Below are 25875 nucleotides of genomic sequence, written 5' to 3'. Positions count from 1 at the left end.
TGAAGAAGCTATTCCTCAAGGGTGAGCGTTACCTGGCGTTGTTGCCACCCTTGCTGAGGGCTAAAAACACGTTCAATAATAGTGATTCCTTGTGATTCAATCTGGTTAATAAGGCCATGATTGGTGCCTAAATAATCACCTTCTCGAACGCTAACAACCTCCCCCTCGGGAGGCTCAATCAATGCAACTTGCTGCTCCCCCATACGTAGCGTACCAACCAAGCGCAACGTCTGGAGTTGAAAACGCTCTAAAGGCTCTTGAGCGCGCTGCTGTTCGGGGGCAAACTCGCTCACTGCCTGCTCCACTTGCAATACGTTTTCGCGCACATCCTCCGGTGCTAAGAAGGGACTGCGCGCATCGCTAAAGCGATAATCAAGCGACTGATACGTTGACAATTCTTCCACTACCTCGGGCGCTTTCCCATCAGCAGTACGGCGTATTTCTGCAAGGGTTTGATCTAGCTGCCCCAGCTGAGGGTCACTGCAGCCAGCTAAGCCAGCAATACACAGCAGGCCTACCAAACGCTTCATGGTTCAGCCTTTTCGCTGTAAGTGCGTGCAAGCAGCGACATGCGTAGCGTGTCGCCATTCTGATCAACAGGCGCTAGTGTTAAATCGTGCTGAGTAATAATTCGCGCCAAATCGCTAATATCCGAAACAAACTGTGCCAATGCATGGTAATCACCGCGCACCTGTATATCTAAGGGGTGCTCTATATAGTGCGTGTTACTCACCGTAGGTCGCAAACGGATAGTTTCAATGGTCAGTCGATTTTCGATAGCGGCATCATTGATGCTATCTAATAAAGAAGGAATTTCTGCACTGGTAGGCAGCATCGCCTGCATCTGCACCATTTGATCTTCAAGAGCAGTCAACTGACTGCGAATATCCGGCAGAAAAGCGGCTTCAGACGCCTTGCGTCGATACTCGACCAGCAGACGCTCCTCTTGACGCTGCTCTGCTGCAAGCGAATCGCGAGCCTCCCCCACCAGCCACCCGTTGATACCTAATAGAGCAACTAAAAAAACAAGTACCGCTATCACGGCTTTAAGCAGCCAGGGCCATTCACCTGCCTCTTTGATATCCAACGATTGCCATTCAACGTTTCGCAGGCGCTGCCAGTCACTTTTAACGCGTTCACGGATAGGCGTCATGGTGCCACCTCCATGGAAACGGCTTCTTCAGGAGACAGTTGCCTTACTTCAAACTGGAAAACACGCCGACTGTCATCTTGGCCACTAGCAACCTCGGAAAACAGCGGTACGCCTAACCCTGGTATATCTGCAATTTGGCGAAGTTGCTCAGAGACCTGACGTTCATTACTGGCAACCGCTGAAAGACTGATTTGCTGTCCGCTACGTGACAGACGCTGATAGACAACCCCATCTGCGACGCTAGCGGCAATATCGTTAAACAGCCTCACTGTACTCATGCGTTCGTTATTAAGCGTGTGGAACAGCGCCAATTGCTCTTCCAGCCGCCCGATGTCGCCCTGATAGCGTTGTACATCAGCGATTTCATTGTCTAACTGCTCAATACGAGTAGAGATATGGGCATTGCGCTGCTGCTGGGCAGCTAACTGCTGTTGATATACGTGCAATACCACAACGCCACACGCCACGCCCAGAAGCAACATAAACAACATAACACCGTAAAATTGCCGCGTCCGTCTCTCTCGCCACGCCTCACGCCAGGGTAAAAGATTAATATTAATGCTCATTGGCTAACTCGCATCGCCAACCCACCCGCCGTTAGCATCGCTGGGGCAGCGTTTCTTAACGCTTCTTCACTTAGCCGTTTGTTAATGCGCAAACGTTGCAATGGGTTGGCGATACTCACCGACATACCACTATCATCAGCAATACGCTCAGCGAGGCCTGGAATGACACTAGAACCACCCGCGAGTACAGTATGTTGCACCTCATGCTGACGACCCGCGGTGTAATAAAGCTGCAGCGAGCGTCTCCCCTGCTGTACCACCGTTTCTAGAAAAGGCGTGAGCACTTTCTCTTGGTAGTCGCTAGGTAGACCACCACGCTTTTTAGCAACGTCAGCCTCTTCTATGCTCATGTGGTAATACTGGCGGATGGCATCTGTTAGCTGGCGTCCGCCAAACGCCGTATCACGGCTATAAACAATATGCCCACCCCGCACGACATGGAAGGCGCTCATATTGGTCCCGATGTCGAATAGCCCCACACAAGCAGTTGAGTCGTTTGCCATGCTGGATTGCCTACGTAGCTCGGCCAATACGCGCTCTAAAGCGAACGTCTCTACATCGACAGCGGCAGGTTCCAGCCCCGCACGCTCTAGCGTTTCGGTAAGCAGAGTCACGTCTTGCTGACGACACGCTACTAAAACAACTTCTTGCTGGCTCTCATCGAAAGGAGCAGGACCTAGGCACTGAAAATCAAACGCCACCTCACTGAACGGAAAGGGAATATAGCGGTCAGATTCGGCGGTTATTCGCTCTTCGATCTCCTCTTCGCTTAACGAAGCAGGAAAAGTAAGCGTTTTAGTAATGGCAGCGCTCGCTGGGACGGCCACTGCCGCTTTACGAGTAAAGGGCTTTGCATGCTCGACAGTACGCCGAAGCACACTCGCCACTTCATTAATGTCGCGGATGCGGCGCTCAACAACTGCACCTTCGCGCAGCGGTTGAACAGCGTAGCTGTCTACTTGGTAGCTATCGTTAGACTGTTTGAGCTCTAACAGCTTGACGGTCGCCGATGTAATATCGACACCAATCAACCCTTTACCGGGCTTGAGTAAACGCATCCTGGGTTCGGCTCCGCCTGCCTATCGTGCGAATTTTGAGGTTACATGATTTTTAGTTAAGTCACACGCGAATGGCATTACGGCATATCAACACTGGTGACTGCTGCCTCGCCTTCCTATAATGGCAGCCAATTGCGTGATACGGTCGTTTAGTTACCGTGTCTATTCTCCTTTTCACGGGTGCACTCTGTTCATGACGTTTTTTCGAACCCTCATCCTGTCACTTTTTTCGCTAATCGTTGCGCTCATTGGCGCCACCGTGTTGGCAGTGGTGGGCGCCGCTATCTATTTTTCACCTGGCCTGCCTGATGTACGCCAGTTGCAAGATTTCGAGCTACATACACCACTTCGCATCTTCACCAATGATGGCAAACTCATTGGTGAATTTGGCGAAGAGCGCCGTATGCCCGTCGACTTCGCTGATATTCCAGAGGACATGATCAACGCGCTGATCGCAGCGGAAGATGCCAGTTACTTTGATCATGCAGGCGTTGATCCTCGTGGTATCGCCAGGGCGGCGGTTGAACTGGTCCAGAGTGGCGGCTCCATTCAGTCTGGCGGCTCGACCATTACCATGCAGGTTGCGCGTAACTATATGTTGACGCTCGACCAGACATTCACGCGGAAAATTCGCGAGATTCTGCTTGCCCTGCAAATGGAGCAGATTCTTGATAAAGATGAAATCTTCGAGCTCTACGTCAACAAGATATTTCTCGGCCATCGCGCCTATGGCATCGCAGCCGCATCAGAAACTTATTATGACAAGCCATTGGCTGAATTAACGCTGGCTCAAACAGCAATGATTGCGGGACTGCCTAAAGCACCCTCAGCCTTTAACCCACTGGCTAATTCAGAACGCTCGCTTATTCGTCGCAACTGGATTCTGTTCCGCATGCGCGAGCTAGGACATATTGATAATGATGCTTATCTAGCGGCTGTGCAGGAGCCGGTGACAGCCCGCCGGCACTACACCCAAACCGAAGTAGACGCGGCTTATGTTTCAGAAATGGCTCGCCAATATGCCATCGAACGATTTGGAGATAAGGCGTATACCGGTGGCTACCGAATTTACACCACGATTGATAGCGAAATGCAGCCCTATGCCCACCAAGCATTAGCAAATGGCCTGCTGGCTTACGACCTTCGCCATGGCTGGCGCGGTTCAGAACAGCAAGATATCGCAGCCAGCTTAGTAGAGGCACAAGAGCAAACCGCTACTCAAGGGCTTGAAGAGGAACTTTCAGAATCACCGGAAATTCGTCAAACCGCCCGCCAAGCAGCTGAGCGTAGCCAAACACAAGTTGAGGGTGTCGATGGTGACGTCAGCAACTGGTTGCAGGTATTAGAGCGCACGCCCAACTATGGCCTGCTTCAGCCAGCGATTGTGGTTAAGAGCAGCGGCCGTGAAATGCAGGTACTTACTCGCGGTGGCGAACTGCAAACAATTGCCTGGAGCGGCCTAAACTGGGCACGCCCCTATTTGAGCCCACGCAGTCGTGGTGCCGAACCAAGTAGCGCGGATCAAATTGCTGTTCGCGGCGACTTAGTCCGCGTGATTGAAAACGAAGACGGAACTCTACGCTTGTCGCAGCGCCCCGATGCCGAAGGCTCTTTGGTTGCCCAAGATCCACGCACTGGCGCTATTTTGGCCTTACAAGGCGGGTTTGATTTTAATGCCAGTAAGTTCAACCGTGCCATCCAGGCTCAGCGTCAATCCGGCTCCATCTTTAAACCGTTCATCTATCTTGCAGCCCTAGAAGACGGCGGCATGAACGCAGCAAGCGTGGTCAATGATTCCCCCGTCGTACTAGATGACGGTAGTAATTCATTATGGCGCCCAGTCAATTCAAGCCGTGACTTCCTAGGCCCGATGCGCTTGCGCCCAGCGCTTGCTCGTTCGCGTAACTTGGTCACCATTCGTGTACTTCAAACCACGGGGTTAGACCATACTATTCGCTATCTAGAAGGATTTGGCTTCTCTCCCGATCGCCTACCACGCGGGCTATCTCTCGCCTTGGGCAGCGCCAGTTTAACGCCCATGGAAATGACCAACGCGTATTCCGTTCTTGCCAACGGTGGCTTTCAGGTCGCACCATGGTTTATCGAACGCGTCACGCGTAACGATGATGAGGAGCTTGTGGATGAGGCAACGCCTCAGGTTGCTTGCCCTAGCTGCGCTGAAGGGCAGGAAACAGTTGAAATCGACGGCAAAGAGTACCCAGTGGCTACTCGGGTAGCTGACCCAGCTGCAGTCTATATTCTGCGCGACATGCTTCGCGACGTCATCACGTCTGGCACCGGCCGTGGTGCTCTTAGCCTGAACCGCGACGATATCGTCGGCAAAACGGGTACCACCAATAGCCAGCGTGATGCCTGGTTTGCAGGCTTTAACAGCGACTTAGTGACCACAGTATGGGTAGGCAAAGATAGCAACGACTCCATCGCTGAATATGGCTCTAACGCAGCACTACCTATCTGGGTTGACTTTATGGGCGATGCACTAGAAGGCACCCCCTCAGCACTCCCCGAACGCCCGGATACTGTTGTTAGCGCACGGGTAGACCCCACCACCGGATACCGCTTGGCGGATGGTCAGTCAGGGGGTATTTCTGAGCTCTTCCACCGTGACCATCTTCCCGGCTACCAGCAACGTCGCATTAGTCGTGAACTGGAAGAAGCTAGTGGCTCGCAAGGGTCTGGTACCGCAGAGTCCATTTTCTAAGCCGTACCTGCACAAAGCAAAAGCCCGGAGACCTAATGGTCTCCGGGCTTTTTTTATGGCGCACATTAACGCCCTACGATTAGCCGCCCATAGGCAGACGTTCTCGCTTGCTGGCAAACCAGTTAGCACCAATCGCGGCAATCATCACCACCACGCCAGCCATTTCCGTTAGTAGATTTGGGTAGAAAACCCCGAAAATGGCAGCGCCAATCGCCAAGCGCGGTAACCAAGACATCTTGGTAAACAGATAACCTTCAAGCGCGGCAGCAAATGCACACAGCGCCAAAATAGCAATCAGCGCATTCCAAACCACCACGGGCACAGGGCCACCGACAATGATTTCTGGATTAAACACCATAAATAGCGGAATTAAATAGAGACCTTTGGCAAATTTCCAAGCTTGGAAGCCAGTCTCCATGGGTTTACTGCCTGCAATTGCTGCCCCCGCAAAACCGGCCAGGGCGATAGGCGGTGTCACATTGGAATCCTGGGAATACCAGAACACCACTAAGTGAGCAATCAGTAGCGGCACTCCAAATTCAGCGGTCAACGCTGGTCCCACAAGTACAATCAAGACAATATAGCTCGCGGTAACCGGCAGCCCCATCCCCAAAATCAAGCTTGCCAGCAGCACCATCACCAACGCCAACACTAGGTTGCCGCCAGAAAAAGCCAGCATCATTGAGGAAAACTTCAATCCTAGCCCTGTCAGGCCCACAACGCCGACAATAATCCCAGCCACGGCACAAGCCATAGAAACTGCAACGGCATTCCGCGCACCCAGCTCCAACCCCTGAACCAACTTAACGAGCCCCGCCCACACCACACCTTTGGTGCGGCTCATGGTTACCGGCTGACCTTGCTTAGGAGCAATAAAGAAGTACCAAAGCGCATAGCGAAGAACCGCCACAGCGATGATGGTGACCACGGCGTAATACCCCACGCGCATTGGCGACATACTCATCGCTAGCAGCCACACTAGCACCGCTAGAGGAAGCAGGAAGTGCCAGCCATCTTTCATGACTTGGCGCATTTGCGGCAACTCGCTTTTCGCCAACCCCTGCATTCCCTGCTTCAATGCAATGATATGGACAAATAGATACACCGTTGCAAAGTACATAATCGCCGGCAGAATGCTGATTTTAACGATTTCCAAATAGGGCGTATTGGTATATTCCGCAATTAAAAATGCCCCCGCCCCCATTAAAGGCGGCATAATTTGCCCACCGGTAGAGGCGGCTGCTTCTATTCCTCCCGCCTGCTTTGGCTGATAGCCCAGCTTTTTCATCAGCGGAATGGTAAATGCCCCGGTGGTCACCACGTTGGCAATCGCACTACCCGAAATAGAGCCCATACCGGCTGAAGCCAGCACGGCAGCTTTCGCAGGGCCGCCACGCTGGCGGCCAGTGGCCGCATAGGCCATATCAATAAAGAACTTGCCAGCGCCAGTGCTTTCCAAAAAGGCACCAAAGAGTACAAATATAAAGATGTAGGTCGCCGCAACACCCAAAGGCAAACCAAAGATGCCTTCTTGTCCTAAATAGAGCTGCCCTGCGACGCGTTCCAAGGTATAGCCACGATGCTCTAAAATGCCTGGCATCCATTCGCCTAGCCATGGCAGTTCACCCCGAGGCCCTGCAAATGCGTAGATAATGGCAAGCAGGCCGATCACCGTCATGCCAAACCCAACGGCTCGACGACTTGCTTCCAACACGGTAACCGTCGCAATACAGGCCACTAAAATATCGGTGTCACTCCAGAAGCCGGCTCGATTGATAATCTCATCTAAAAAGAGCACCAGATAGCCACCGGTAGTCAGAGCCCCAGCAAAGAAAATTAGATCAATGCCCCATCCCAGCACTCCACGTTTGCGCGTTGGCCCAAACACAGGAAACATCAAAAATGCCAGCAACATAATCAACGCTAAGTGAATACTACGCTGATAGAAAAGCCCAAGGGGCTGGATACCAGCAGAATAGAGCTGGAAGAGTGAAAGCCCCACCGCAACCACGGTGATACACCACAGAACCATGCGGGGCTGCATCGCATTCGCGCCGGGCATCACAACCGGCGGTGGAGTGGATTCGTTCATGAACGTCCTCGGAAGCGTTAACTACTATCGTTTTTATTCACGCGGAGCGGTGCTAGGTGATAATAATTGGATAATCACACGTTGCCCGGCTGCGTACTCACTTAAACTCACCGGTGAATGCTCACCATTCGGCCACACCACTTGGTGATTGACGGCAGAAGAACCGACCCTTAATGCATAACGGTTATTTGCTACGGGCTCATCAATAGCATTAATCCAATAACCGCCCTCACCATCTGAGACTTGTTCCCCACGGCCAAAGATATGACCAAGCCCTGCGGCAAAGTCTGGTTGATGACTACGCTCAAGTTGCATAACGCCTGCCGCATTGCGATAACAATCCAGTACCGTAAAGTGCTCAACAGAGTGTTGCCACTGGATACACCAGCGCCCTTCTGAAGGCACCAGCGCATCCACTAAAACATCGCCTTGTTCAGTCACCACAGCTAAACGCATAGACGCATTCACCGAAGCGGGGGAAGCCCCCACTTCGGTGAGCGGTAGACATGCAAAAAGTAGCGCCATCAGTCGTTGTTGCCACTGCATGGCAATATCCTTATGGCAATGTCTATGGCAAGACCCTTTAACCGTTAAGGGCGCAGACGATCAGGAATATCCGCTCCTACTTCTTCAAAGTAGCGAATCGCCCCCGGGTGCAACGGCACAGGCGTAGAGTTCATGGTGAACTCAATGGTGGTGTCGTTGGCGGCAGGGTGAACAGCAATTAACTCATCGGTGTTTTCAAACAGTAGCTGAGTCAGCTGGTAAGCGAGCTCTTCGTCCATATCAGAATTCACCACCAAGACGTTAGGAACACCGATAGTCTGAACGGACTCGTCCATACCGTCATACATACCCGCTGCCAGCTCGTAGGGCGCAAACACTGCCTCCGCTTCCTGTGCATTGGCAACTTCTTCATCGGAGAGGCCAATTAAGCGGATATCACGGGTAGCGGCAAGGTTAAGAATAGAACTGGTGGGGGGCCCAACGCTCCAGAAACCGGCGTCGATATCACCATCACGAATGGCATCTGCGGTTTCGTTAAAATTGAGTCGCTGGGGGGTAAAATCTTCATAACTAATGCCGTTGGCTTCCAAAACGGCGCGTGCATTTAGCTCGGTGCCACTGCCTGGTGCACCCACGGAAACACGCTTCCCAGCCAGGTCAGCGATGGTCTCGATATCCGACTCAGCCAGCGTTACCAACTGCACCGCATTCGGGTAAACAGAGGCCAGAGCACGGGTATTTTCAATCTGACGACCGTCAAAGTCGCCGCTGCCGTTATAAGCCTGATAAACCGTGTCGGCCAGCGCTAACGCCAAATCGGCGTCGCCACGCATAATCAGCCCCATATTTTCGACTGAGGCACCAGTAACCTCAGCAGTCGCCTGAGCGCCTTCAATATGGTTATTAATCATTTCAGCGAAGCCACCGCCGATCGGATAATAAACCCCGCCGGTACCGCCGGTCGCGATTGAAAGCTGTTGCGCACTGGCTGGAAGTGCAACAGCCAACATGGATGCTGCCACTGTATATTTTAGAGTTCGCATAAGCGGTTCCTCCGTCCTGTTTGGACTTATAAGTATGGTTGACGATAAGGAGGTGTGAAGTCCCAGCCTCTGGTTACCGTAAACGGCAAGCAAACGCGGTGCAATGACGTTAGCACGGCTTTAGCGTGAGATGGTAATGCAACGCTATTCGCCGATAACCCCCGTATAAATGTCGTTACCTGTGCTAAATGTCTAGAATTTATTGATAATAGCGATTAGTTAATGCAGATCGCCACGTCCAACGTTGGCCTAAGGAGATATCATGGAGCACGATGCGCCGCGCCCGAACCTAGCCATCAGTGCCTATCGCGCCCTGAAGCACGACATCATTCGCGGCCGTTATGCGCCTGAAGAGAAGCTTTTAATGAGCCGCCTCAAGGAGTATTACGGCGCCAGTACCGGTCCTCTACGCGAAGCGCTTTCCCAATTAGTTGCCGACCGCTTGGTGATTGCGATTAGCCAACGTGGCTATCGCGTTGCCCCCATGTCGCTGGCCGAGCTGAACGATATTTACGACGCACGCGCTCAGTTAGAGGGCCTGATTTTGCGCCTGGCCATTGAGCGCGGCGACGACGACTGGGAAGCCAACGTACTCGCCACCGCTCATCGGCTAGCTAAAGTGACCGAGGTAAGCTCCCCCGATGAGCTGCTTGATGGCTGGGATTTGCGCCATAAGGCATTTCATACCGCCATTGCTAGCGGCTGCAACTCGCCACACCTGTTGCAGATGCGCGACACGCTGTTTGATCAGGTAGAACGCTACCGCCACCTGTGGCTGCAGGAAACGGTGATGTCCCCCCAGGCACTTGAAATCAAAAGACAAGAGCATGCCGCCTTGGTAGACGTCATCCTGGCTCGTGATACAGAGCAAGCGGCCAACCTCATGCGTGATCACTTAATGACCCCTGTCCCGATTATTACCCGTGTTCTCAAGGAACGTGGGATCAATTAAATTCTTTATTTTAAAATGTAGATATTTTAATAAAACGACGATACATTGAATCGTATCAAAATGACTATGTAGGAGTTCACGCCATGACCCGTTTCAACTGGGACGACCCGCTGCTGCTCGAACACCAACTCACCGATGAAGAGCGCCAAATTCGTGATGCCGCTCGCGACTACTGCCAGGAAAACCTGCAGCCACGTGTGTTGAGTGCTTTTCGTGAAGAGCGCTTCGATCGTGAGATCATGAACGAGATGGGTGAGCTTGGCCTGCTGGGTGCAACTGTCGCCCCTGAATATGGCGGCTCAGGCGTGAACCATGTGGCCTACGGACTCATTGCCCGCGAAGTAGAGCGCGTTGATTCAGGCTACCGCTCAGCCATGAGCGTGCAGTCATCACTGGTGATGTATCCGATTGAAGCCTATGGCTCTGAAGAGCAGAAGCATAAATATTTACCTAAGCTCGCCAGCGGAGAAATGGTCGGCTGTTTTGGTTTAACCGAACCTGACCATGGCTCAGACCCTGGCTCAATGATCACTCGGGCAGAAAAAGTTGACGGTGGCTACCGCTTAACCGGTGCCAAAATGTGGATTACCAACAGCCCGATTGCCGATATTGCGGTGGTTTGGGCAAAGTCTGCTGCCCACGACAATCAAATCAAAGGCTTTATTGTTGAGCGCGGTACCGAAGGCTTCAGCACACCCAAAATTGAAGGCAAGGTGTCGCTTCGCGCTTCCATCACCGGTGAAATCGTACTGGACAATGCCTTTGTCCCTGAAGAAAACCTATTGCCTAACGTTAGCGGTTTAAAAGGTCCCTTCGGTTGCTTGAATAAAGCTCGTTATGGCATTGCCTGGGGCGTTATGGGCACCGCTGAGTTCTGTTGGCATGCCGCACGCCAATACACCTTAGACCGCAAACAGTTTGGCCGCCCACTGGCTGCAAATCAGTTGATCCAGAAGAAACTCGCAGATATGCAAACCGAGATCACCCTGGGCTTACAGGCAGCGCTACAGGTAGGTCGCCTAATGGATAGCGGCAATTGGGCACCGGAAATGGTCTCACTAATCAAACGCAATAACTGCGGTAAAGCGCTGGATATCGCTCGCCAGTCTCGCGACATGCACGGCGGCAACGGTGTTTCCGATGAGTACGGTGTTATTCGCCATATGGTGAACTTGGAATCGGTAAACACCTACGAAGGCACTCACGATGTACACGCCTTAATCTTGGGTCGTGCCCAGACCGGTATTCAGGCATTTTTCTAAATAGCGACAAGTGAGGCACCTAATGAGCACAGCAGCCAAGCCACTAGCAGGCATCAAAGTACTCGATATTTCACGTGTACTGGCTGGCCCGTGGTGCGGGCAAATGCTCGCAGACATGGGGGCTGATGTGATCAAGGTAGAGCGCCCCGTCAGCGGCGATGATACTCGCCACTGGGGCCCTCCATGGCTCTCTGGCAGTTCAGAGTCGGCCTACTACCTATGCGCCAACCGAGGCAAGCGCTCGGTCACCGTCGATATGGCCAAGCCTGAAGGCCAGGCATTGATTAAGCAGCTCGTCGCCACCTCCGATGTATTACTTGAAAACTTCAAAGTGGGCGGTTTGAAAAAGTACGGTCTGGACTATGAGAGCCTGAAGACACTGAATCCTCGGCTTATCTACTGTTCAATCACCGGCTTTGGCCAAGAAAGCCCTTACGCACACCGCGCCGGTTACGACTTCATGATTCAGGCAATGGGCGGCATTATGAGCCTAACCGGCAAGCCTGATCATGAGCCCGGCGGTGGCCCCGTCAAAATCGGCGTTGCCTTTACCGATATTTTCACCGGCCTGTATGCCGCCAATGCCGTGCTGGCAGCGCTTTACCAGCGCCGCGATAGCAACGTTGGATGTCATATTGATATGGCATTGATGGACGTTCAGGTGGGCGTACTGGCGAACCAGGCGCTCAACTACTTAACCTCCGGTCAAGTACCTCAGCGGCTGGGGAATGCACATCCCAATATCGTTCCATACCAAGCGTTTGCCACTGCTGATGGCCATATGATTGTTGCCGTCGGTAATGACGAGCAGTTTAAGCGTTTCTGCCAAGTGATCGACCAGCCAACGTTGCCGCTGGACCCAAGGTTCGCCACCAACGGCGCACGGGTGCAGCACCGCACTGTATTGGCTCCTCTACTGGAAGCCGTATTACTAACGCAGAAAACTGATGGATGGCTGGCTGCCTTTGAAGCCGCCGGTGTGCCTAGTGGACCCATCAACACCTTGGATCGCGTCTTCGACGACCCCCATGTCAAAGCACGTGGCTTGAAGCAAACGCTTCCCCACAGCCAAGCCGGTCACGTCGACTTAGTCGCGAACCCTATCCGTATCAACGGCGAGTCAATCAGCGCCCAGACTCCCCCTCCCTCATTGGGTGAGCACACGCAACAGGTGCTTGATGAGCTTGGCATTACCAGCGAACAGCGCCACGCTCTGCAACAAGCAGGCATTATTTAACGCTCGTTATCCTCCCTCTTTTCATATCTCTACTAACGATTCATCTTAGCGCCCAGTTGGGCGCTTTTTTTGTCGGCTCAGCGCACCCAATAATTTCTATACAAAACCTATACGAAAAGTTAACAAGCGACTAAACTGTTTTCGTCTATGATTAGATAGTTAAAAAAAATTTAAATTAACCGGCAATGGCTAACGTAAATCGGCCAGCGGGTAACTTGGCGCACTGCTATAGGGGGATTTCATGGGTCACTGCGCACGGGTAGACGGTAGCTGTAAACGATGCGAGGGGGACCTTCCTTTTGATTTCACGATGGCCTTTCAACCTATTGTGGACGTGTCACTTGCTCGCGTGGTGACACATGAGGCGCTTGTCCGAGGGATTAATGGCGAATCTGCCTGGAGTGTTATTTCTCAGGTGACTGACGACCTACTGTATCGGTTTGATCAAGCTTGTCGTGTTAAAGCGATTGAGATGGCAAGCGCTCTGAATATGCCAACGGCATTATCAATCAATTTTTTACCCAATGCTGTCTACGAACCGGAAGCGTGCATTCAAGCAACGCTTGATATTTCTCGACGCGTTGGATGGCCAATGGAGCGGCTAATTTTTGAAATCACTGAAACCGAACGCGTACGAGACCGCCAGCACCTGCGCAATATCATCGAAGCCTATCGCGAGATGGGCTTTAAAACGGCCATTGATGACTTTGGCAATGGCTATGCCAACCTGGATCTGTTGACTGGTCTAACACCGGATAAGCTCAAAATCGACCGCGAGCTGGTGATGAACTGTGACCATGATACGCGTCGCCAAGCGCTGCTCAGCTCCATCATTTTGCTAGCTAAAGAGTTGAACATGACGCTCATTGCTGAAGGGGTAGAAACACGCAAAGAAGCATTATGGCTAGCGCGGGCGGGCATTGCTCGCCAACAGGGCTTTTTCTACGCCAAGCCAGCTATTAATTCCCTAGGCCCAGACCTAACCTCTCGATTATTAGACTTAAGAGAAGAGGTATATGTAGGCTTAGAAGCATTAAGCTACTGATGCAAACCTATTACCTGCTGCCTATTGCCGATTGTCTTTTAACTACTCTCCATTAACTACTATCTTTTAACCACCGTCTTTTAACTACTGTCTGTCGCCTACTGTCCATTACCCCCGTTTTATCGTCTATATAACGAATTTGAAACAATGACGACCGAACCTGTCACATAAGCAGTGACACTGCACATTTCTCACAGGCAACATCCAACATCCAAAGGAGTTGAGCCATGAGCAACGCCGAGCTAAACGAACTGAAGCAGAAGTATGTCGCAGCGGGCGCCGCTAGCCCCGCCACTGCTTTTGCGGATCGCGCTGAGAATGCTGAGATCTGGGACGCCGACGGCAACCGCTTTATCGACTTCGCAGGCGGTATTGGCGTTTTGAACGTAGGCCACCGTCATCCTAAAGTGGTTGCTGCGGTGAAAGCCCAGTTGGATAAGGTCATGCACACCTGCCAAACAGTGATGCCTTATGAAGGCTATGTAAAAGTTGCTGAAAAACTTAGCCACCTCGTACCGGTTCGCGGCCACGCCAAAGTAATGCTGGCTAACTCCGGTGCAGAAGCGTTGGAAAATGCCGTTAAAATTGCCCGCGCTGCCACCGGCCGCTCTAACGTCATTTGTTTTGACGGCGGTTATCACGGCCGAACGTTCTACACCATGGCCATGAACGGCAAAGTAGCCCCGTATCAAACCGATTTTGGCCCGATGCCTGGCACGGTATTCCGCGCGCCTTATCCGGTGCCCTACCACGGTGTCAGCGAAGACGAAGCCCTTCGTGGTCTGAAAATGACCCTGAAAACCGACGCCAACCCAAAAGACACTGCCGCGATTGTCTTGGAGCCGGTGCTTGGCGAAGGCGGTTTCTATCCTGCATCGAAAAGCTTCCTGGAGAAAATCCGCGAAATTTGCGATGAGCATGGCATGCTGATGATCATCGACGAAGTGCAGTCTGGCTTTGGCCGAACCGGCAAAATGTTCGCCATTGAGCACAGCGGCGTTGAGCCGGACATCATGACCATGGCGAAAAGCATGGCTGACGGTATGCCGATCTCTGCGGTTGTCGGCACCGACAAGGTTATGGATGCCTCTGGCCCCAACTCTTTGGGCGGCACCTATACCGGCAGCCCCACCGCCTGCGCCGCAGCACTGGCCGTGATGGAAGTATTCGAAGAGGAAAACATTCTTGAGAAAAGCCGAACGCTGGGTGAAAAGCTAGCGGCTCGTTTTGGCGAGTGGCAAACCAAGTTCGACTGCATTGATAATGTGCGCAACATGGGCGCTATGGCGGCATTTGAACTGGTCTCGAATAAAACGGATCGCACGCCCAATCCAGAACTTGCCGCAGCGCTGTGTAAGAAAGCCCGTGAGGAAGGGTTGATCCTGCTCTCCTGCGGCATGTACGGCAATACGATTCGCTTCTTGATGCCCGTCACGATTGAAGACAGCGTCCTCAACGAAGGGCTGGATATTATTGAATCCTGCCTGGAATCGCTGGTTTAAGGGGCTCTGATTCAAAAGGCCTATAACAGCTCGTAGCGGGGGTCTTTTGCCATGGCCGGAAAACAGTTCCCGACTTTTCCGGCATTCCCACCATCCTTGGTGGTCAGATGGCAAAAGTAGCGCCCAGGGATGGGGTTACAGCGCCCCCGCCTAGGGCTGTTTCGGCCATGCCAGCTCTCTACTTACCGAGGGCGTCGATCGCCTTCGAGGAAATTAGCTGTAAAAACCGCTTTTCCATGAGTCTCAAACGACCACTTCATCACATCGCTTAAAGCGGCCATCACCGCATCGAATTCCCCGAACACCTGGGTACTCATTCGATTAGGGTGAACTTCTAACCCTGTGGCTTCCAAACGTTTTACTACGTCTTTTACTACTGGCTTAAAATCATCGGCCAGCGGGTAATAACTTAGCTGTACGGAAAGATACATCCTGCCTCCTTATGCGCTTTATGCGCGCTTACTGGCTCCCTGTGAAAAGCGCTGCCATGCCGCCAATATGGCCGCCCGCGTTTCATCAGGATGCTCCATAGGGAACATGTGAGTACCGGGAACCTCGCTGATAGCTAACCCACGACGCTGAAGCCGCTTGACCCGTGTGGGAGTGAGTAAATGCGACTCCTTCCCTGCCACCAAGTGGATCGGCACACCGACTCGACGTGGCAATCCCGACAGATGATCCGGCAGGTGGCGAAATATCTCTACCTCAATACCTGGGTCGAAGGTTAGCTCAGCGCTACCGTCATCCAGCAAGCGCGTGCCTGCTTCAATGTAGTCGTTCAATGCCTCTGGGGTAAAGCGTCGAAATAACCCACGGCGGCGCAGCGAGTCAGCCATGGCTTCTCGGCTAGGCCACACACTGCGCCGCCCCTGGGTTTTACCAGCAGGGGTGATGCGATCCATAAAACCAAATCGCTTCGCCGCTTTCATCACCCAGGCATCCGGCCCCAGCATCAACGGCGGGTCAAGCATAATGACGCCGCAGAAGCGTTCTGGCTGTTTATCCGCCGCCATAGCCATCAGCGTACCGCCTAGCGAGTGACCAACGCCCAGTAACGGTGCGTCTGTAACCGGCAAGTAGCTCAACAGTTCATCGACTAAATTGCCCCAGTTATGGTTCACCGGGTAATCCGGGTGATGCCCCAATCGATCAAGCGGATGGAGGTCAAACGACTCTGCCAGTGGTTCCAGCAGCGTGCGATAGCTTAAGCCAGGAAAGCCATTCGCATGGGCAAACACTAAACGAGGGCGTTGGGTGGCATGGGCAGACATGGTTAGCTCGCAGGGTAAGAAGACAGGAAAGCAGCGTGGCAGCAGCACCCACGCTAGCTAGCAAGTAGACAAACTATCATACGTCTGTTTTAACGCGCCTTTGTATGAGCGTCAATCGACATAAGTATTAACAGGCTAATTAAAACAGCGAGAGCTGCTGAGCGGTAGCTTCTTCTGCCAAGCGGTAGCCCACGCCTAATAGCCGAACGGGCCTCTCCCCTCGCGCCCAACCAATAGTTAACAGGGATTCGAATTGATCCAGGTTAGGCGCAGGGTCAGCGTGTTCAACCGTGGTTTGAGTAAAGTCGTTGAATTTTACTTTCACCATCAGCCCGCGCACGGCGGGCGCGGGGTCTAGTCTGGCATAGCGCTGCTCTAAGTCGTTGAGTAGATCCGGTAATTGTTGGCGACAGGCTTCCAGGGTGGGTAAGTCCTGGGAGTAGGTTTGCTCAGTGCTGATCGATTTCCGCTCACGGTGGGTTTTCACTGGCCTCTCGTCGCGCCCAAAGCTAAGCTCAAACAGTCGATGACCGAAGCGGCCAAACTGTTCGACCAGCTCAGTGAGCGGACGAGCCCGCAAATCCGCACAGGTTTGAATACCCAACCCCGCCAGTTTTTCAGCCGTGCGCGGCCCTACGCCGTGGATTTTCTTGACCGGCAGTTGCTGCACAAAGCCATCGATATCGTTCGGCGTGATCACAAACAGACCATCGGGCTTACGCCAGTCACTGGCAATTTTGGCAAGAAACTTATTGGGTGCGACACCTGCCGAGACGGTAATGCCTACTTCCTGCTTAACTCGTTGGCGAATCGCTTCGGCCATGCGGGTGGCGCTGCCGCTGCACAGGGAAATATCAGTAACGTCTAAAAAGGCTTCATCTAGCGAGAGCGGTTCAATCAGTTCAGTCACATCGCGATAAATCGCAAATACTTGACGCGCCACCGCTTTGTATTTGGCCATATCACCACGGATCACGGTCAAATGTGGGCAGCGTTTGAGTGCCTGCGCCATGGGCATGGCCGAGTGGATGCCAAATTCGCGGGCGGGGTAGTTACAGGTAGCGACAACCCCGCGCTGCTCAACGCTGCCGCCTATCGCAATAGGCACATCGTTAAGCGCTGGGTTGTCGCGCATTTCAACCGCTGCGTAGAAGCAGTCACAGTCGCAATGAATAATTTTGCGCACAGGTTGCCCTTGCCTCCGCCCTTACCTGTAAATAATCACAGTTTACCACAGGAAAAGCCGAGGTTACGTACCGCAAAACGTTCTTAGTACCTGCTCGTTTTCCGTCGCGGGGGCTGCAAGGCGGCGTGCTTCTGCGGATTCATCAAAGGGCTGGGTGACCACAGCAAGTAAGCTGTGAAACGGCGCAAAGTCGCCCTCGTAAGCCGCATCGATAACTTCCTGAATTCGGTGGTTGCGGGGAATAACAACTGGATTAGCACGCCGCATGGCAGCTAAGCGCTCGCTGTCTTGGCTGGCAACCTGTGCTGCTTGCCACTTATCTAACCATGCCGCCAACTCATTGGGTTGGGTCGTCAGCGCCAGCAGTGCTTCTTTATGCGTTTCACTTGAAGTGCTGGCGTAATGTGTCAGCGCATCAAAGGTAGCGGTCATATCCATCCGCCCCTGGTGCATCTGACTTTCCAGCATCTCCATTAACGGTACCGCTTGGTCGCTGTCTGCTGCAAGGCCGAGCTTATCCGCATGCAAGCGGCGCTGCTCGGCATCAAACAGTGGCCCAAAACGGCGGATGATATCGGTGGCCTGCTCGACGACGGTATCGCCCTCTTCGCGCATCAGCGGCAGCAGCGTTTCGGCAAAGCGGGCTAGGTTCCATTGAGCAATGGCGGGCTGGTTATCAAAGGCATAGCGCTTGCCTTGATCAATCGAGCTGTAGACTTTTTGCGGGTCAAACTGCTCCATAAAGGCACAGGGGCCGTAATCAATGGTTTCTCCGGCAATGCTGCAGTTGTCGGTATTCATCACGCCATGAATAAACCCAAGGCTCATCCACCGCGCCACTAGCGCCGCTTGGCGAGCAACCACCGCCTCTAACAAGGCTAAATAAGGATCATCTGCACTAGCGGCTTCGGGATAGTGGCGCTCAATCACATGGTCGGCCAGCGCTTTCAGAGCAGCTTCATCTCTGCGTACCGCAGCAAATTGAAAGGTGCCCACACGAATATGACTGCTTGCCACGCGAGTAAATACTGCGCCGGGCTCAGGTAATTGGCGCACGACTCGCTCGCCGGTAGAAACGGCGGCTAACGCACGGGTGGTAGGTACGCCCATTGCGGCCATAAACTCACTGACCAGATACTCCCGTAGCACCGGACCCAGCGGCGACCGACCATCACCACCACGGGAAAATGGCGTGCGGCCGCTGCCCTTGAGCTGAACATCGCGCCGTATCCCGTTCTGGTCGACGACCTCCCCCAGTAACAATGCGCGGCCATCGCCCAACTGCGGTACAAAGTTACCAAACTGATGCCCAGCGTAGCCCAGCGCCCGTGGCTCTGCGCCGGGTGGCAACTGGTTGCCACTAAACCATTGGGCAAGGGTGGCATCATCAGACTTACTCTTCAGCCCTGTCTTAAACCCCAGCGTTTCTGCCAGGCGCTCATTAAATACAATCAGCGCGGGCTGGCTCACTGGCGTGGGCTGACAGGCCATCCACAGTGGCTCGGGAAGCGTTGCAAACTGGTGTTCAAATGACAGCACGGGCGACTCCGCTGTTGGTAACAATCGTTGCCTAATACCCTAGCACTTTAGTCAAGTAAACGCTGCTGCAAACAGCCAACAGCGTGCTCTAGCACCGGTGTTAACGGCGCACGCCACTGATGGGTTAATAGCGCATCGGCGCGGGTGACGCCCAACGACAGCGAGGCCACCGGCAAACCCATGGCGTGGGCATCACGGCAGAACCGGTAGCCGGAATACACCATCAACGAGGTACCCACAGCCAACACGGCATCGGCGTTTTGCAGCCCTGCTTGGGCAGCCAAGCGCCGCGCTGGCGGCACCACATCGCCGTAATAGACAACCTGGGGCTTTAAGATGCCTTGGCAGCGCGGGCAATCCAGCACCTTAAACGTCGAAAAATCGGTTTCTAAATCCGCATCGCCGTCGGGCGCATGGTGGGCATCTAACGCTGCAAAGCGCGGGTTCATCCTGGCCATTTCGCTGTGCATGGCGTGACGCATGAGTTGATAACCGCATGTCATGCACGCCACCACGTCTGCTCGTCCATGCAGATCAATGACCTTGCTGGAACCCGCCCGCTGATGCAGACGGTCTACGTTCTGTGTCACCAGCAGCTCCACGCGGCCCATGTTTTCAAGCGCCGCTAACGCCCGATGCGCACCGCTCACTTGAGCTTCACGCATAGCTTTGAAGCCGATCAACGCCCGCGCCCAATAGCGCTGGCGCACGGCAAGTGAGGCCATAAAATCGCCATGCTGTACCGGCGGCGGTCGCTTCCACTGCCCGTCGGCATCGCGGTAATCAGGAATGCCGCTGTCGGTGCTTACTCCCGCGCCAGTAATCACCCACAGTTTAGGGTGGCGCTCAATAAACTCCGCCAGCGCTTCCCCCGCCTGTGCGATGCTATTTGTCATTTCCACGGCCTGCGTCAATGGATCACCCTATGCAACACTGCGACAAGTAACCGATACTGTATGACAATAAAGGGTCATGCAATATGCCCTCGTTATTCAACGTAAGGAGTGTCTCATGCAGTGGGATCACGAGATTATCATTGTCGGCGGTGGCATGGTGGGTGCCGCGCTAGCGGCCCGTTTAGGCCATACCGGCATGTCGGTTGGGCTGGTAGAACGCGGCAGCGCCCCCACCCCGCTTAGCGGCGATTATGACCTGCGTATCTCCTCACTTAATGCCCGTTCGCTGGCGTTTGTAAAAGCGAGCGGCACCGTGCTGCCCGAAGAGCGCTGCTGCCCGTTTCGCCATATTGATGTCGCCAACCAGGATGGCTCCGGCCATTCGCTGTTTTCTGCCCAGGACAGCGGCATGGACGACTTCGGCATTTTTATCGAAAACCGCACCCTGCAATATGCGTTGTGGCAGCGCTTAGAGAATCTTCCCAGCGTGACCTGCTATACCCAGTGCGCACCGCTCAGTACCATGGCGGCCAGCACCGGCCGCATGCTGGAGCTAGATAATGGCAAAACCTTAAGCGCCCGTTTGATTGTTGGCGCAGATGGCGCGCATTCGACGCTACGAGAACTTGCTGGCATTACCGTTAGTAGCTACGACTACCATCAGCGGGCGATGATTATTAACGTGGAAACCGAGCTCCCCCAACAGGATATTAGCTGGCAGTGCTTCACCCCCACTGGCCCGATTGCCATGCTTCCCTTACCAGGCCATCGTGCATCGCTGGTGTGGTATGACAGCGACGAAGCCACCAAAGCCCGTGAACAGCTCTCCAACGACGCCCTAAAAACGGCCATTGAAACAGCCTTTCCCAAGCGGCTAGGCAAGCTAACCCGTGTGGTAGCAAAGGCGAGCTTTCCAATTAGACGCCAGCACGCCAAACGCTATATCGGCAAGCGCTTAGCCCTGATTGGCGATGCCGCCCACGTGGTGCACCCGCTGGCAGGACAAGGGCTGAATATTGGCCTGCACGATGCCGATACCCTGGCAGAGCTGATCATCAAAGGCCGCGACCCAGGTGACTCTATCAGCCTGCACCGCTTCGAATGCCAGCGCCGCTTGGCCAACCAAGCCATGATTGCCGCCACCGATAGCTTCCATCACTTGTTTACCGGTGCAAAACCGCTACGCCAGTTGGGTGATCTCAGCCTGCATCTTGCCGAACGCGTACCGCTCGCCAAGCGCATGATGATGCAACAAGCTAACGGGCTAAACCCATTTAAAATGCGCTAAAGCCGACTACGCTATGAGGGTGGCAACGCAGCCGTTGCCCACAATAATCATAACAATCCCTCATTTAAGGAAGGCATATGGTTCTCAAGCAACGACACTCTTTATTGACCGTGGTGACAGTTACCAGCCTCGGATTACTTGCAGCATCACCGCTACTGGCCTGGGATGGTGTCGTCGAAAAACAAACCTTCGAGATGCAAGACTTCACTACCCAAGGCGGCGAAACAATTCCCGAACTTGCGGTGGGTTGGGAAGCCTACGGTGAATTAAACGACGCCCGTGACAATGCCATCTTAATCACCCATTTCTTCTCTGGTACCAGCAACGCAGCAGGCCGTTATGATCCAGATGGCGAGCCAACCGGCTACTGGGATGCCATCATTGGGCCCGGCAAACCACTGGATACCGACGAGTACTACATTATTGCGTCCGATACGCTGGTGAACCTCAACGCCCACGACCCCAATGTCACCACCACTGGCCCCGCCTCTATCAATCCAGACACCGGCGAACCGTGGGGAATGGATTTTCCTGTGGTAACGATTCGTGACTTTGTCGAGGTACAGCGGGCGTTGTTAGAGAGCCAGGGCATTGAATCGCTACACGCGGTCATGGGTGCCTCGATGGGGGCGCTTCAAGCGTTTGAATGGGCCAGTGCTTACCCTGAAAAAGTGGATAGGTTGATTCCTGTTATTGGCGGCGGCGTTGCCGACCCCTGGTTACTGGCAACGCTTAGCGCCTGGGCAGCGCCCATTCGCTTAGACGCCAACTGGAATGAAGGCAACTACTACGATGGCGAGCCACCCACCGATGGCCTAAAAGAAGCGCTCAAGCTCGTCACCCTCAATGCCAATCACTGGCAGTGGGCCAACGAAACATTCAACCGCGACTGGGCCGATGACGAGCGCGACCCCGCTCAAGATATCAACGCCCGCTACGCCATTGAGCAAACGCTGGATGACATCGCCGCCGCCCGCGCCGAGCTTTCCGATGCCAACCACCTGTTGTATTTGGTTCGTGCCAATCAACTCTTTATGGCGGGCCACGGTGACTCGTTAGAAGAAGGATTGGCCGCCATCGACGCCCCAACGCTGATGCTGTATAGCGAAAACGACCTCGTCTTTGCCCCCGAAGGCGTGCGCCGCACTGCCGAGCTGATTGAAGCGGACGGTACCGAGGTGACGCTTGAAACCCTGGAAGGCAACCGCGGCCATTTAGATGGTGTTGTCGCTATCGACCAAGCCAGCGAAACGCTGCGAGCGTTTTTAAAATAACGAAGTAAGCACTGGCTTCCCTGGAAGCCAGTGCTACTAAGCGGCTTCAACGTCAAACAAGTGGCATCTTCAAAACGCAGCCGATTGTCAAAACCAAAGGCGTACACTATCCTGTACATGAACAACATCATGAGCAGAAATTACCTATGGATGCCATTAGCTACACCGCGGCTAGAACCAATCTAGCGAAAACAATGCAACAGGTCTGCGAAGATCACGCGCCCATGATTATTACCCGTAACAAGGCACAGTCTGTGGTCATGATCTCTTTAGAGGATTATGAGGCGTTGCAAGAGACCGCCTATCTGCTGCGCGTCCCCAAGAATGCTCAACGCTTGCTTGAGTCGATTGCCGAGCTAGAGCAAGGTGGCGGCCAAGAGCGGGAACTCTTGGAATGAAACTCATCTTCGCTGAGCATGCCTGGGAAGATTACTTATACTGGCAGAAAACGGACAAAAAAGTGCTCAGCCGTATCAATAAGCTAATCAAAGAAACCCAACGAGAACCCTTTGGCGGCGTTGGTAAACCAGAGCCTCTTAAACACGGCTTGGCCGGTTACTGGTCTCGACGCATCAACGAAGAGCACCGAATGATTTACAAGGTGACTGACGATGCGTTGCTGATCGCCCAGCTTCAGTATCACTACTGATACACGCGCGGAAAAACTACTCGCCCACCACCTCAGAAAAGTAACCCGTTTTTTCCAAGGTGTATTCGCCAAAATCCCGCGCCAAGAAAAGCGAGCCTGAATAGGCACCCTCAGCTTCTTTGCGGATATCCTCAATGGACGGCGACGCATTGGGGCTAAACTGATAACGAGGGCTGAAGTGCGTCAGCACCAAATTAGGTAGCTTTATCGATTCGGCAAAAGCAGCAACAAGCTTGGCGTAGCTATGCCCCACATCGCCAGCCTTCTCAGCCATCTCTTCGGTATAGGTGGCCTCATGTACCAGCACCTGCGCCTCTGCACACGCCTCGCTCAATAAGTCAGGCTGATCATTATCCCCAGCGATCACTACTTTCCTAGGCGTGTTCTTGAAGATTAGGTAGTCCTGGCTTCTTAACGGCTCACCTGCAAACTCAATATCAATCCCTTGCTTCAACTGCCCCCACAGCGGCCCTCTTGGAATCCCCTTTTGCGCTAGCTTATCCACGTCCAGGGCAGCATCAACCTTTCGCTCCGTAAACGCATAGGCATAAGACGCCACCCGATGTGAAAGGCTGAATGTCTCAACTGCGATGTTCTCAAACTCAACGCTTGGCAGGTCGTCTGAGGCGATAAACTCCAAGGCAAAAGGTAAGCATAGTTGCGTCACCTCACAGGTTGCCGCCAACCAAGTTTTGATACCTGCGGGCGCAACAATGGTCAGCGGCGCTTTCCTGCCACCCATAGCCGCACTCGCCAGAATGCCCGGCAGCCCGTAGCAGTGGTCACCGTGCACATGGGTGATCAAGATGGCTTTCAATGAATGGAACGATAGCTTGGTATGCAAGACCTGATGCTGAGTGCCCTCACCACAATCAACCAGATACCAGCCCTTCCCTTTGCTTTCACGCAAAGCGATCCCGGTGACATTTCTTGTTTTGGTGGGTACACCGGCGGAGGTACCGAGGAAGAATAGGTTCATCGCTTATTCTGAATGGTCTCTGAGATAGTCTGTGGAAGGCCCGAATCTAATAGTGATAACGACACAAAATAATCGTAATCGCATTATCATCAACTGCGTAGACGAATCGATTCGTATCATCTATACGTCGCGACCAAAAACCAGCTAAGTTTTCCTTTAACGGCGCTGGTTTGCCAGTGAAGGGAATCGCTCCAGGATTCGTCAGTCCATGACAGTAATCGGCGACTCATCCATCAAGTCTCTGCGGGTTACCTTACCTGCTTTGAATTGTTCAATTGAGCGATTCAAATGCTCAGCATTCGCCGATGAGCGCAGAGCGCCGATAGTTTTTACGCAGCAAAGCAGATACAAAGGCATCCGAGTGCCACGCCTGGTTTAATGACTACCGTTCACCTTCAAGACCATGCCATACCCGGAGAACAATGATGGCAGTGGCATGGACTGAATATCGAACGACGTATTTTCCGAAAACCATATCTCGAACAGAGTCAGGCACCGGTGCCATTTCAACCGGTGCGCCCATATTGGGGAAGCCTGGAAGTAATTCGATTTTGCCAACAAGCTCGGCGGCAATCCTGGCCGCCGCAGACGGGTTGTGATCCGCAATGAACTCTCGGAGGCGTTTCAAATCGTCAATGGCTTCGGCCGTGTAAACCAGTTTCACTTACCTGACCCTGGCGCATCCTGCTCGTTTTCGGTTCCCCAGCTATTAAGCCAGCTGTGAACCTCGCTGGCATCAACAACCTTGCCTTGGGCAGCAGACTCCATTGCCTCTAACGTTTGTTTCCACCGCTCTTGCTCAAGCTGCTGCTTTGCTATGTATTCCGACAATGCCTGGTTGATCACCCAGCCTTTGCTCCGGTGTAACCTGCTAGCGATTGCTTCCAGGTGTTGTTCAACGTCTGCTTGAAGGCGGACTGTGGTGACGCTCATGACGATACCCTCAAATTTGGCGACTACAACGTATTACATCATAGTCTGCGAGGATGGAGCAAAAAACTTAACGCTGCGCTAATTCGCGCCGTTTTGCGGCGACGAATTGAGCGATTTGTTAGACGACTTGCCCGGTATGACTTCAACTTTTAATTCCTGAATCATAGGCCGGACCTTCGTCATTCGAGATTCTAGCTCTAGGGCATGAGACCGATACTCCTCAAGCTTTACCGGGTCATCGGGGCTATCATCGCTCAGCCACTTTAGCCTGCCAGGGATAACTGCCGCATACCGCGCCAACTCCTGCTCTATTTTGTCTAAACCATCAGGGAATCGGTACTCTTCACCTTCGTAATTGATGGCCATTGCTACAACTTGGTGAAGCTCACGCACCTCAAAAAGAACGCCGGAAAGAATAGTCCTGACATGCGTCCTTTTCTCTGCAGCAGCAGTTCTCCTGGCCAGTCGGGCTGAGTCAAAGCTGACCCAGAAGCTTCCCAACGATATTAGGAGTGCAAAAGCGGAAATGATGAGTGACATATACCTACTCGTCTAACAGTTTATTAATGCGCATGCGTATTTTCCTAACAACCAGCAGCCAAACCATCTACCTGCCATACATTGAAATTTATAAAAAAGCTCGCCTACGCGATACGCTTTGCTTAAAAATGGTTGTTGTCGCCCTCACCTGAATCTACCCCATTAATTCCCTTTAGGGAAA

26 protein-coding genes and 1 pseudogene are annotated in these 25875 nt (G+C 53.2%); 10 read left to right on the top strand and 17 right to left on the bottom strand.

Features of this window, described 5'->3' with window-relative positions; translation table 11 throughout:
- Positions 1-8 precede the first annotated feature (8 nt).
- Genes ACN06F_RS03430 through pilM form a run of 4 tightly spaced genes read right to left on the bottom strand, consistent with a single transcriptional unit; the run spans position 9 to position 2777 of the window.
- Positions 9-530, bottom strand: coding sequence for a pilus assembly protein PilP (locus tag ACN06F_RS03430; protein WP_433924661.1), 522 nt, complete (start codon positions 528-530; stop codon positions 9-11).
- Positions 527-1153 carry a type 4a pilus biogenesis protein PilO gene (locus tag ACN06F_RS03425; RefSeq protein ID WP_433924660.1) on the bottom strand — a complete coding sequence of 209 codons (627 nt, stop codon included), beginning with the start codon at positions 1151-1153 and terminating at the stop codon, positions 527-529. The genes ACN06F_RS03430 and ACN06F_RS03425 overlap by 4 nt, the downstream gene beginning before the upstream one ends.
- Positions 1150-1719: a PilN domain-containing protein gene (locus tag ACN06F_RS03420; protein WP_433924659.1), complete on the bottom strand. Its 570-nt coding sequence runs from the start codon at positions 1717-1719 to the stop codon at positions 1150-1152. Before ACN06F_RS03420 ends, ACN06F_RS03425 begins: the two co-directional genes overlap by 4 nt.
- The gene (pilM, locus tag ACN06F_RS03415; protein WP_433924658.1) at positions 1716-2777 is read right to left on the bottom strand and encodes a type IV pilus assembly protein PilM; all 1062 of its coding nucleotides are present in this window, start codon (positions 2775-2777) and stop codon (positions 1716-1718) included. The genes ACN06F_RS03420 and pilM overlap by 4 nt, the downstream gene beginning before the upstream one ends.
- 193 nt (positions 2778-2970) lie before the next feature.
- Between pilM and ACN06F_RS03410 the strand changes: the two genes are divergently transcribed.
- Positions 2971-5499 (top strand): penicillin-binding protein 1A, encoded by a 2529-nt coding sequence (locus tag ACN06F_RS03410; protein ID WP_433924657.1) that lies wholly within the window; start codon positions 2971-2973, stop codon positions 5497-5499.
- Between the two features lie 79 nt (positions 5500-5578).
- On the opposite strand, the gene ACN06F_RS03405 is transcribed toward ACN06F_RS03410, so the two are convergent.
- From ACN06F_RS03405 to ACN06F_RS03395, 3 genes are read right to left on the bottom strand one after another with little or no spacing between them, the layout of a single operon-like run.
- Complete coding sequence (locus ACN06F_RS03405; RefSeq protein WP_198348597.1) at positions 5579-7591, bottom strand: TRAP transporter permease; 2013 nt, start codon at positions 7589-7591, stop codon at positions 5579-5581.
- A gap of 33 nt (positions 7592-7624) precedes the next feature.
- Positions 7625-8137: a DUF1850 domain-containing protein gene (locus ACN06F_RS03400; protein WP_433924656.1), complete on the bottom strand. Its 513-nt coding sequence runs from the start codon at positions 8135-8137 to the stop codon at positions 7625-7627.
- A 44-nt stretch (positions 8138-8181) separates the two neighbouring features.
- Positions 8182-9141 (bottom strand): TAXI family TRAP transporter solute-binding subunit, encoded by a 960-nt coding sequence (locus ACN06F_RS03395; protein WP_038481605.1) that lies wholly within the window; start codon positions 9139-9141, stop codon positions 8182-8184.
- Positions 9142-9403: 262 nt separating this feature from the next.
- On the opposite strand from ACN06F_RS03395, the gene csiR reads away from it, so the two are divergent.
- From csiR to gabT, 5 genes are all read left to right on the top strand, one after another.
- Positions 9404-10093, top strand: a complete 690-nt coding sequence (csiR, locus tag ACN06F_RS03390; protein WP_038481603.1) for a DNA-binding transcriptional regulator CsiR — start codon at positions 9404-9406, stop codon at positions 10091-10093.
- Between the two features lie 83 nt (positions 10094-10176).
- Complete coding sequence (locus tag ACN06F_RS03385; protein ID WP_433924655.1) at positions 10177-11355, top strand: acyl-CoA dehydrogenase; 1179 nt, start codon at positions 10177-10179, stop codon at positions 11353-11355.
- 22 nt (positions 11356-11377) lie between these two features.
- Positions 11378-12592: a CaiB/BaiF CoA transferase family protein gene (locus tag ACN06F_RS03380; RefSeq protein WP_038481597.1), complete on the top strand. Its 1215-nt coding sequence runs from the start codon at positions 11378-11380 to the stop codon at positions 12590-12592.
- Positions 12593-12833: 241 nt separating this feature from the next.
- Positions 12834-13637, top strand: coding sequence for an EAL domain-containing protein (locus ACN06F_RS03375; RefSeq protein ID WP_038481594.1), 804 nt, complete (start codon positions 12834-12836; stop codon positions 13635-13637).
- Between the two features lie 227 nt (positions 13638-13864).
- Positions 13865-15139, top strand: coding sequence for a 4-aminobutyrate--2-oxoglutarate transaminase (gene gabT, locus ACN06F_RS03370; RefSeq protein ID WP_038481593.1), 1275 nt, complete (start codon positions 13865-13867; stop codon positions 15137-15139).
- 182 nt (positions 15140-15321) lie between these two features.
- Here gabT and ACN06F_RS03365 read toward each other — a convergent pair whose 3' ends face one another.
- The 5 genes from ACN06F_RS03365 to ACN06F_RS03345 all read right to left on the bottom strand — a co-directional run bounded on the left by ACN06F_RS03365 (position 15322) and on the right by ACN06F_RS03345 (position 20031).
- A complete protein-coding gene (locus ACN06F_RS03365; RefSeq protein WP_030069625.1) occupies positions 15322-15570 on the bottom strand; it encodes a YkoF family thiamine/hydroxymethylpyrimidine-binding protein in 249 nt (82 codons plus the stop codon).
- 18 nt (positions 15571-15588) lie between these two features.
- Positions 15589-16410: an alpha/beta fold hydrolase gene (locus ACN06F_RS03360; protein WP_095602668.1), complete on the bottom strand. Its 822-nt coding sequence runs from the start codon at positions 16408-16410 to the stop codon at positions 15589-15591.
- 139 nt (positions 16411-16549) lie between these two features.
- Complete coding sequence (gene dinB / locus ACN06F_RS03355) at positions 16550-17596, bottom strand: DNA polymerase IV (RefSeq protein WP_433924654.1); 1047 nt, start codon at positions 17594-17596, stop codon at positions 16550-16552.
- 63 nt (positions 17597-17659) lie between these two features.
- Positions 17660-19135, bottom strand: a complete 1476-nt coding sequence (locus tag ACN06F_RS03350; protein WP_433924653.1) for a protein adenylyltransferase SelO — start codon at positions 19133-19135, stop codon at positions 17660-17662.
- Positions 19136-19182: 47 nt separating this feature from the next.
- Complete coding sequence (locus ACN06F_RS03345; RefSeq protein WP_198348602.1) at positions 19183-20031, bottom strand: NAD-dependent protein deacetylase; 849 nt, start codon at positions 20029-20031, stop codon at positions 19183-19185.
- Positions 20032-20146: 115 nt separating this feature from the next.
- On the opposite strand from ACN06F_RS03345, the gene ACN06F_RS03340 reads away from it, so the two are divergent.
- From ACN06F_RS03340 to ACN06F_RS03325, 4 genes are all read left to right on the top strand, one after another.
- Positions 20147-21319 carry a UbiH/UbiF/VisC/COQ6 family ubiquinone biosynthesis hydroxylase gene (locus ACN06F_RS03340; protein ID WP_095602671.1) on the top strand — a complete coding sequence of 391 codons (1173 nt, stop codon included), beginning with the start codon at positions 20147-20149 and terminating at the stop codon, positions 21317-21319.
- Positions 21320-21396: 77 nt separating this feature from the next.
- On the top strand, positions 21397-22593 hold the full coding sequence (locus tag ACN06F_RS03335; protein WP_038481577.1) for an E22 family MetX-like putative esterase: 1197 nt from the start codon (positions 21397-21399) through the stop codon (positions 22591-22593).
- Positions 22594-22739: 146 nt separating this feature from the next.
- Positions 22740-22991, top strand: coding sequence for a type II toxin-antitoxin system Phd/YefM family antitoxin (locus ACN06F_RS03330; protein ID WP_038481574.1), 252 nt, complete (start codon positions 22740-22742; stop codon positions 22989-22991).
- Entirely contained in the window at positions 22988-23242 is a 255-nt protein-coding gene (locus ACN06F_RS03325; protein WP_038481571.1) for a Txe/YoeB family addiction module toxin, read from the top strand. Before ACN06F_RS03330 ends, ACN06F_RS03325 begins: the two co-directional genes overlap by 4 nt.
- A 16-nt stretch (positions 23243-23258) precedes the next feature.
- On the opposite strand, the gene ACN06F_RS03320 is transcribed toward ACN06F_RS03325, so the two are convergent.
- The 5 genes and pseudogenes from ACN06F_RS03320 to ACN06F_RS03300 form a co-directional block, all read right to left on the bottom strand.
- Positions 23259-24221 carry a ribonuclease Z gene (locus tag ACN06F_RS03320; protein ID WP_433924652.1) on the bottom strand — a complete coding sequence of 321 codons (963 nt, stop codon included), beginning with the start codon at positions 24219-24221 and terminating at the stop codon, positions 23259-23261.
- Between the two features lie 46 nt (positions 24222-24267).
- Positions 24268-24451, bottom strand: a pseudogene (locus tag ACN06F_RS03315) (type II toxin-antitoxin system YoeB family toxin).
- Between the two features lie 152 nt (positions 24452-24603).
- Positions 24604-24885: a type II toxin-antitoxin system RelE/ParE family toxin gene (locus tag ACN06F_RS03310; protein WP_095602676.1), complete on the bottom strand. Its 282-nt coding sequence runs from the start codon at positions 24883-24885 to the stop codon at positions 24604-24606.
- Positions 24882-25154: a CopG family ribbon-helix-helix protein gene (locus ACN06F_RS03305; protein ID WP_009722154.1), complete on the bottom strand. Its 273-nt coding sequence runs from the start codon at positions 25152-25154 to the stop codon at positions 24882-24884. Before ACN06F_RS03305 ends, ACN06F_RS03310 begins: the two co-directional genes overlap by 4 nt.
- A 78-nt stretch (positions 25155-25232) precedes the next feature.
- Entirely contained in the window at positions 25233-25694 is a 462-nt protein-coding gene (locus tag ACN06F_RS03300; protein ID WP_009722153.1) for a hypothetical protein, read from the bottom strand.
- Positions 25695-25875 lie beyond the last annotated feature (181 nt).

Source organism: Vreelandella sp. 21, assembly GCF_050995515.1.
In the GTDB taxonomy this organism is placed as follows: domain Bacteria; phylum Pseudomonadota; class Gammaproteobacteria; order Pseudomonadales; family Halomonadaceae; genus Vreelandella; species Vreelandella alkaliphila.
This window is presented reverse-complemented; position numbering and strand designations above follow the sequence as displayed.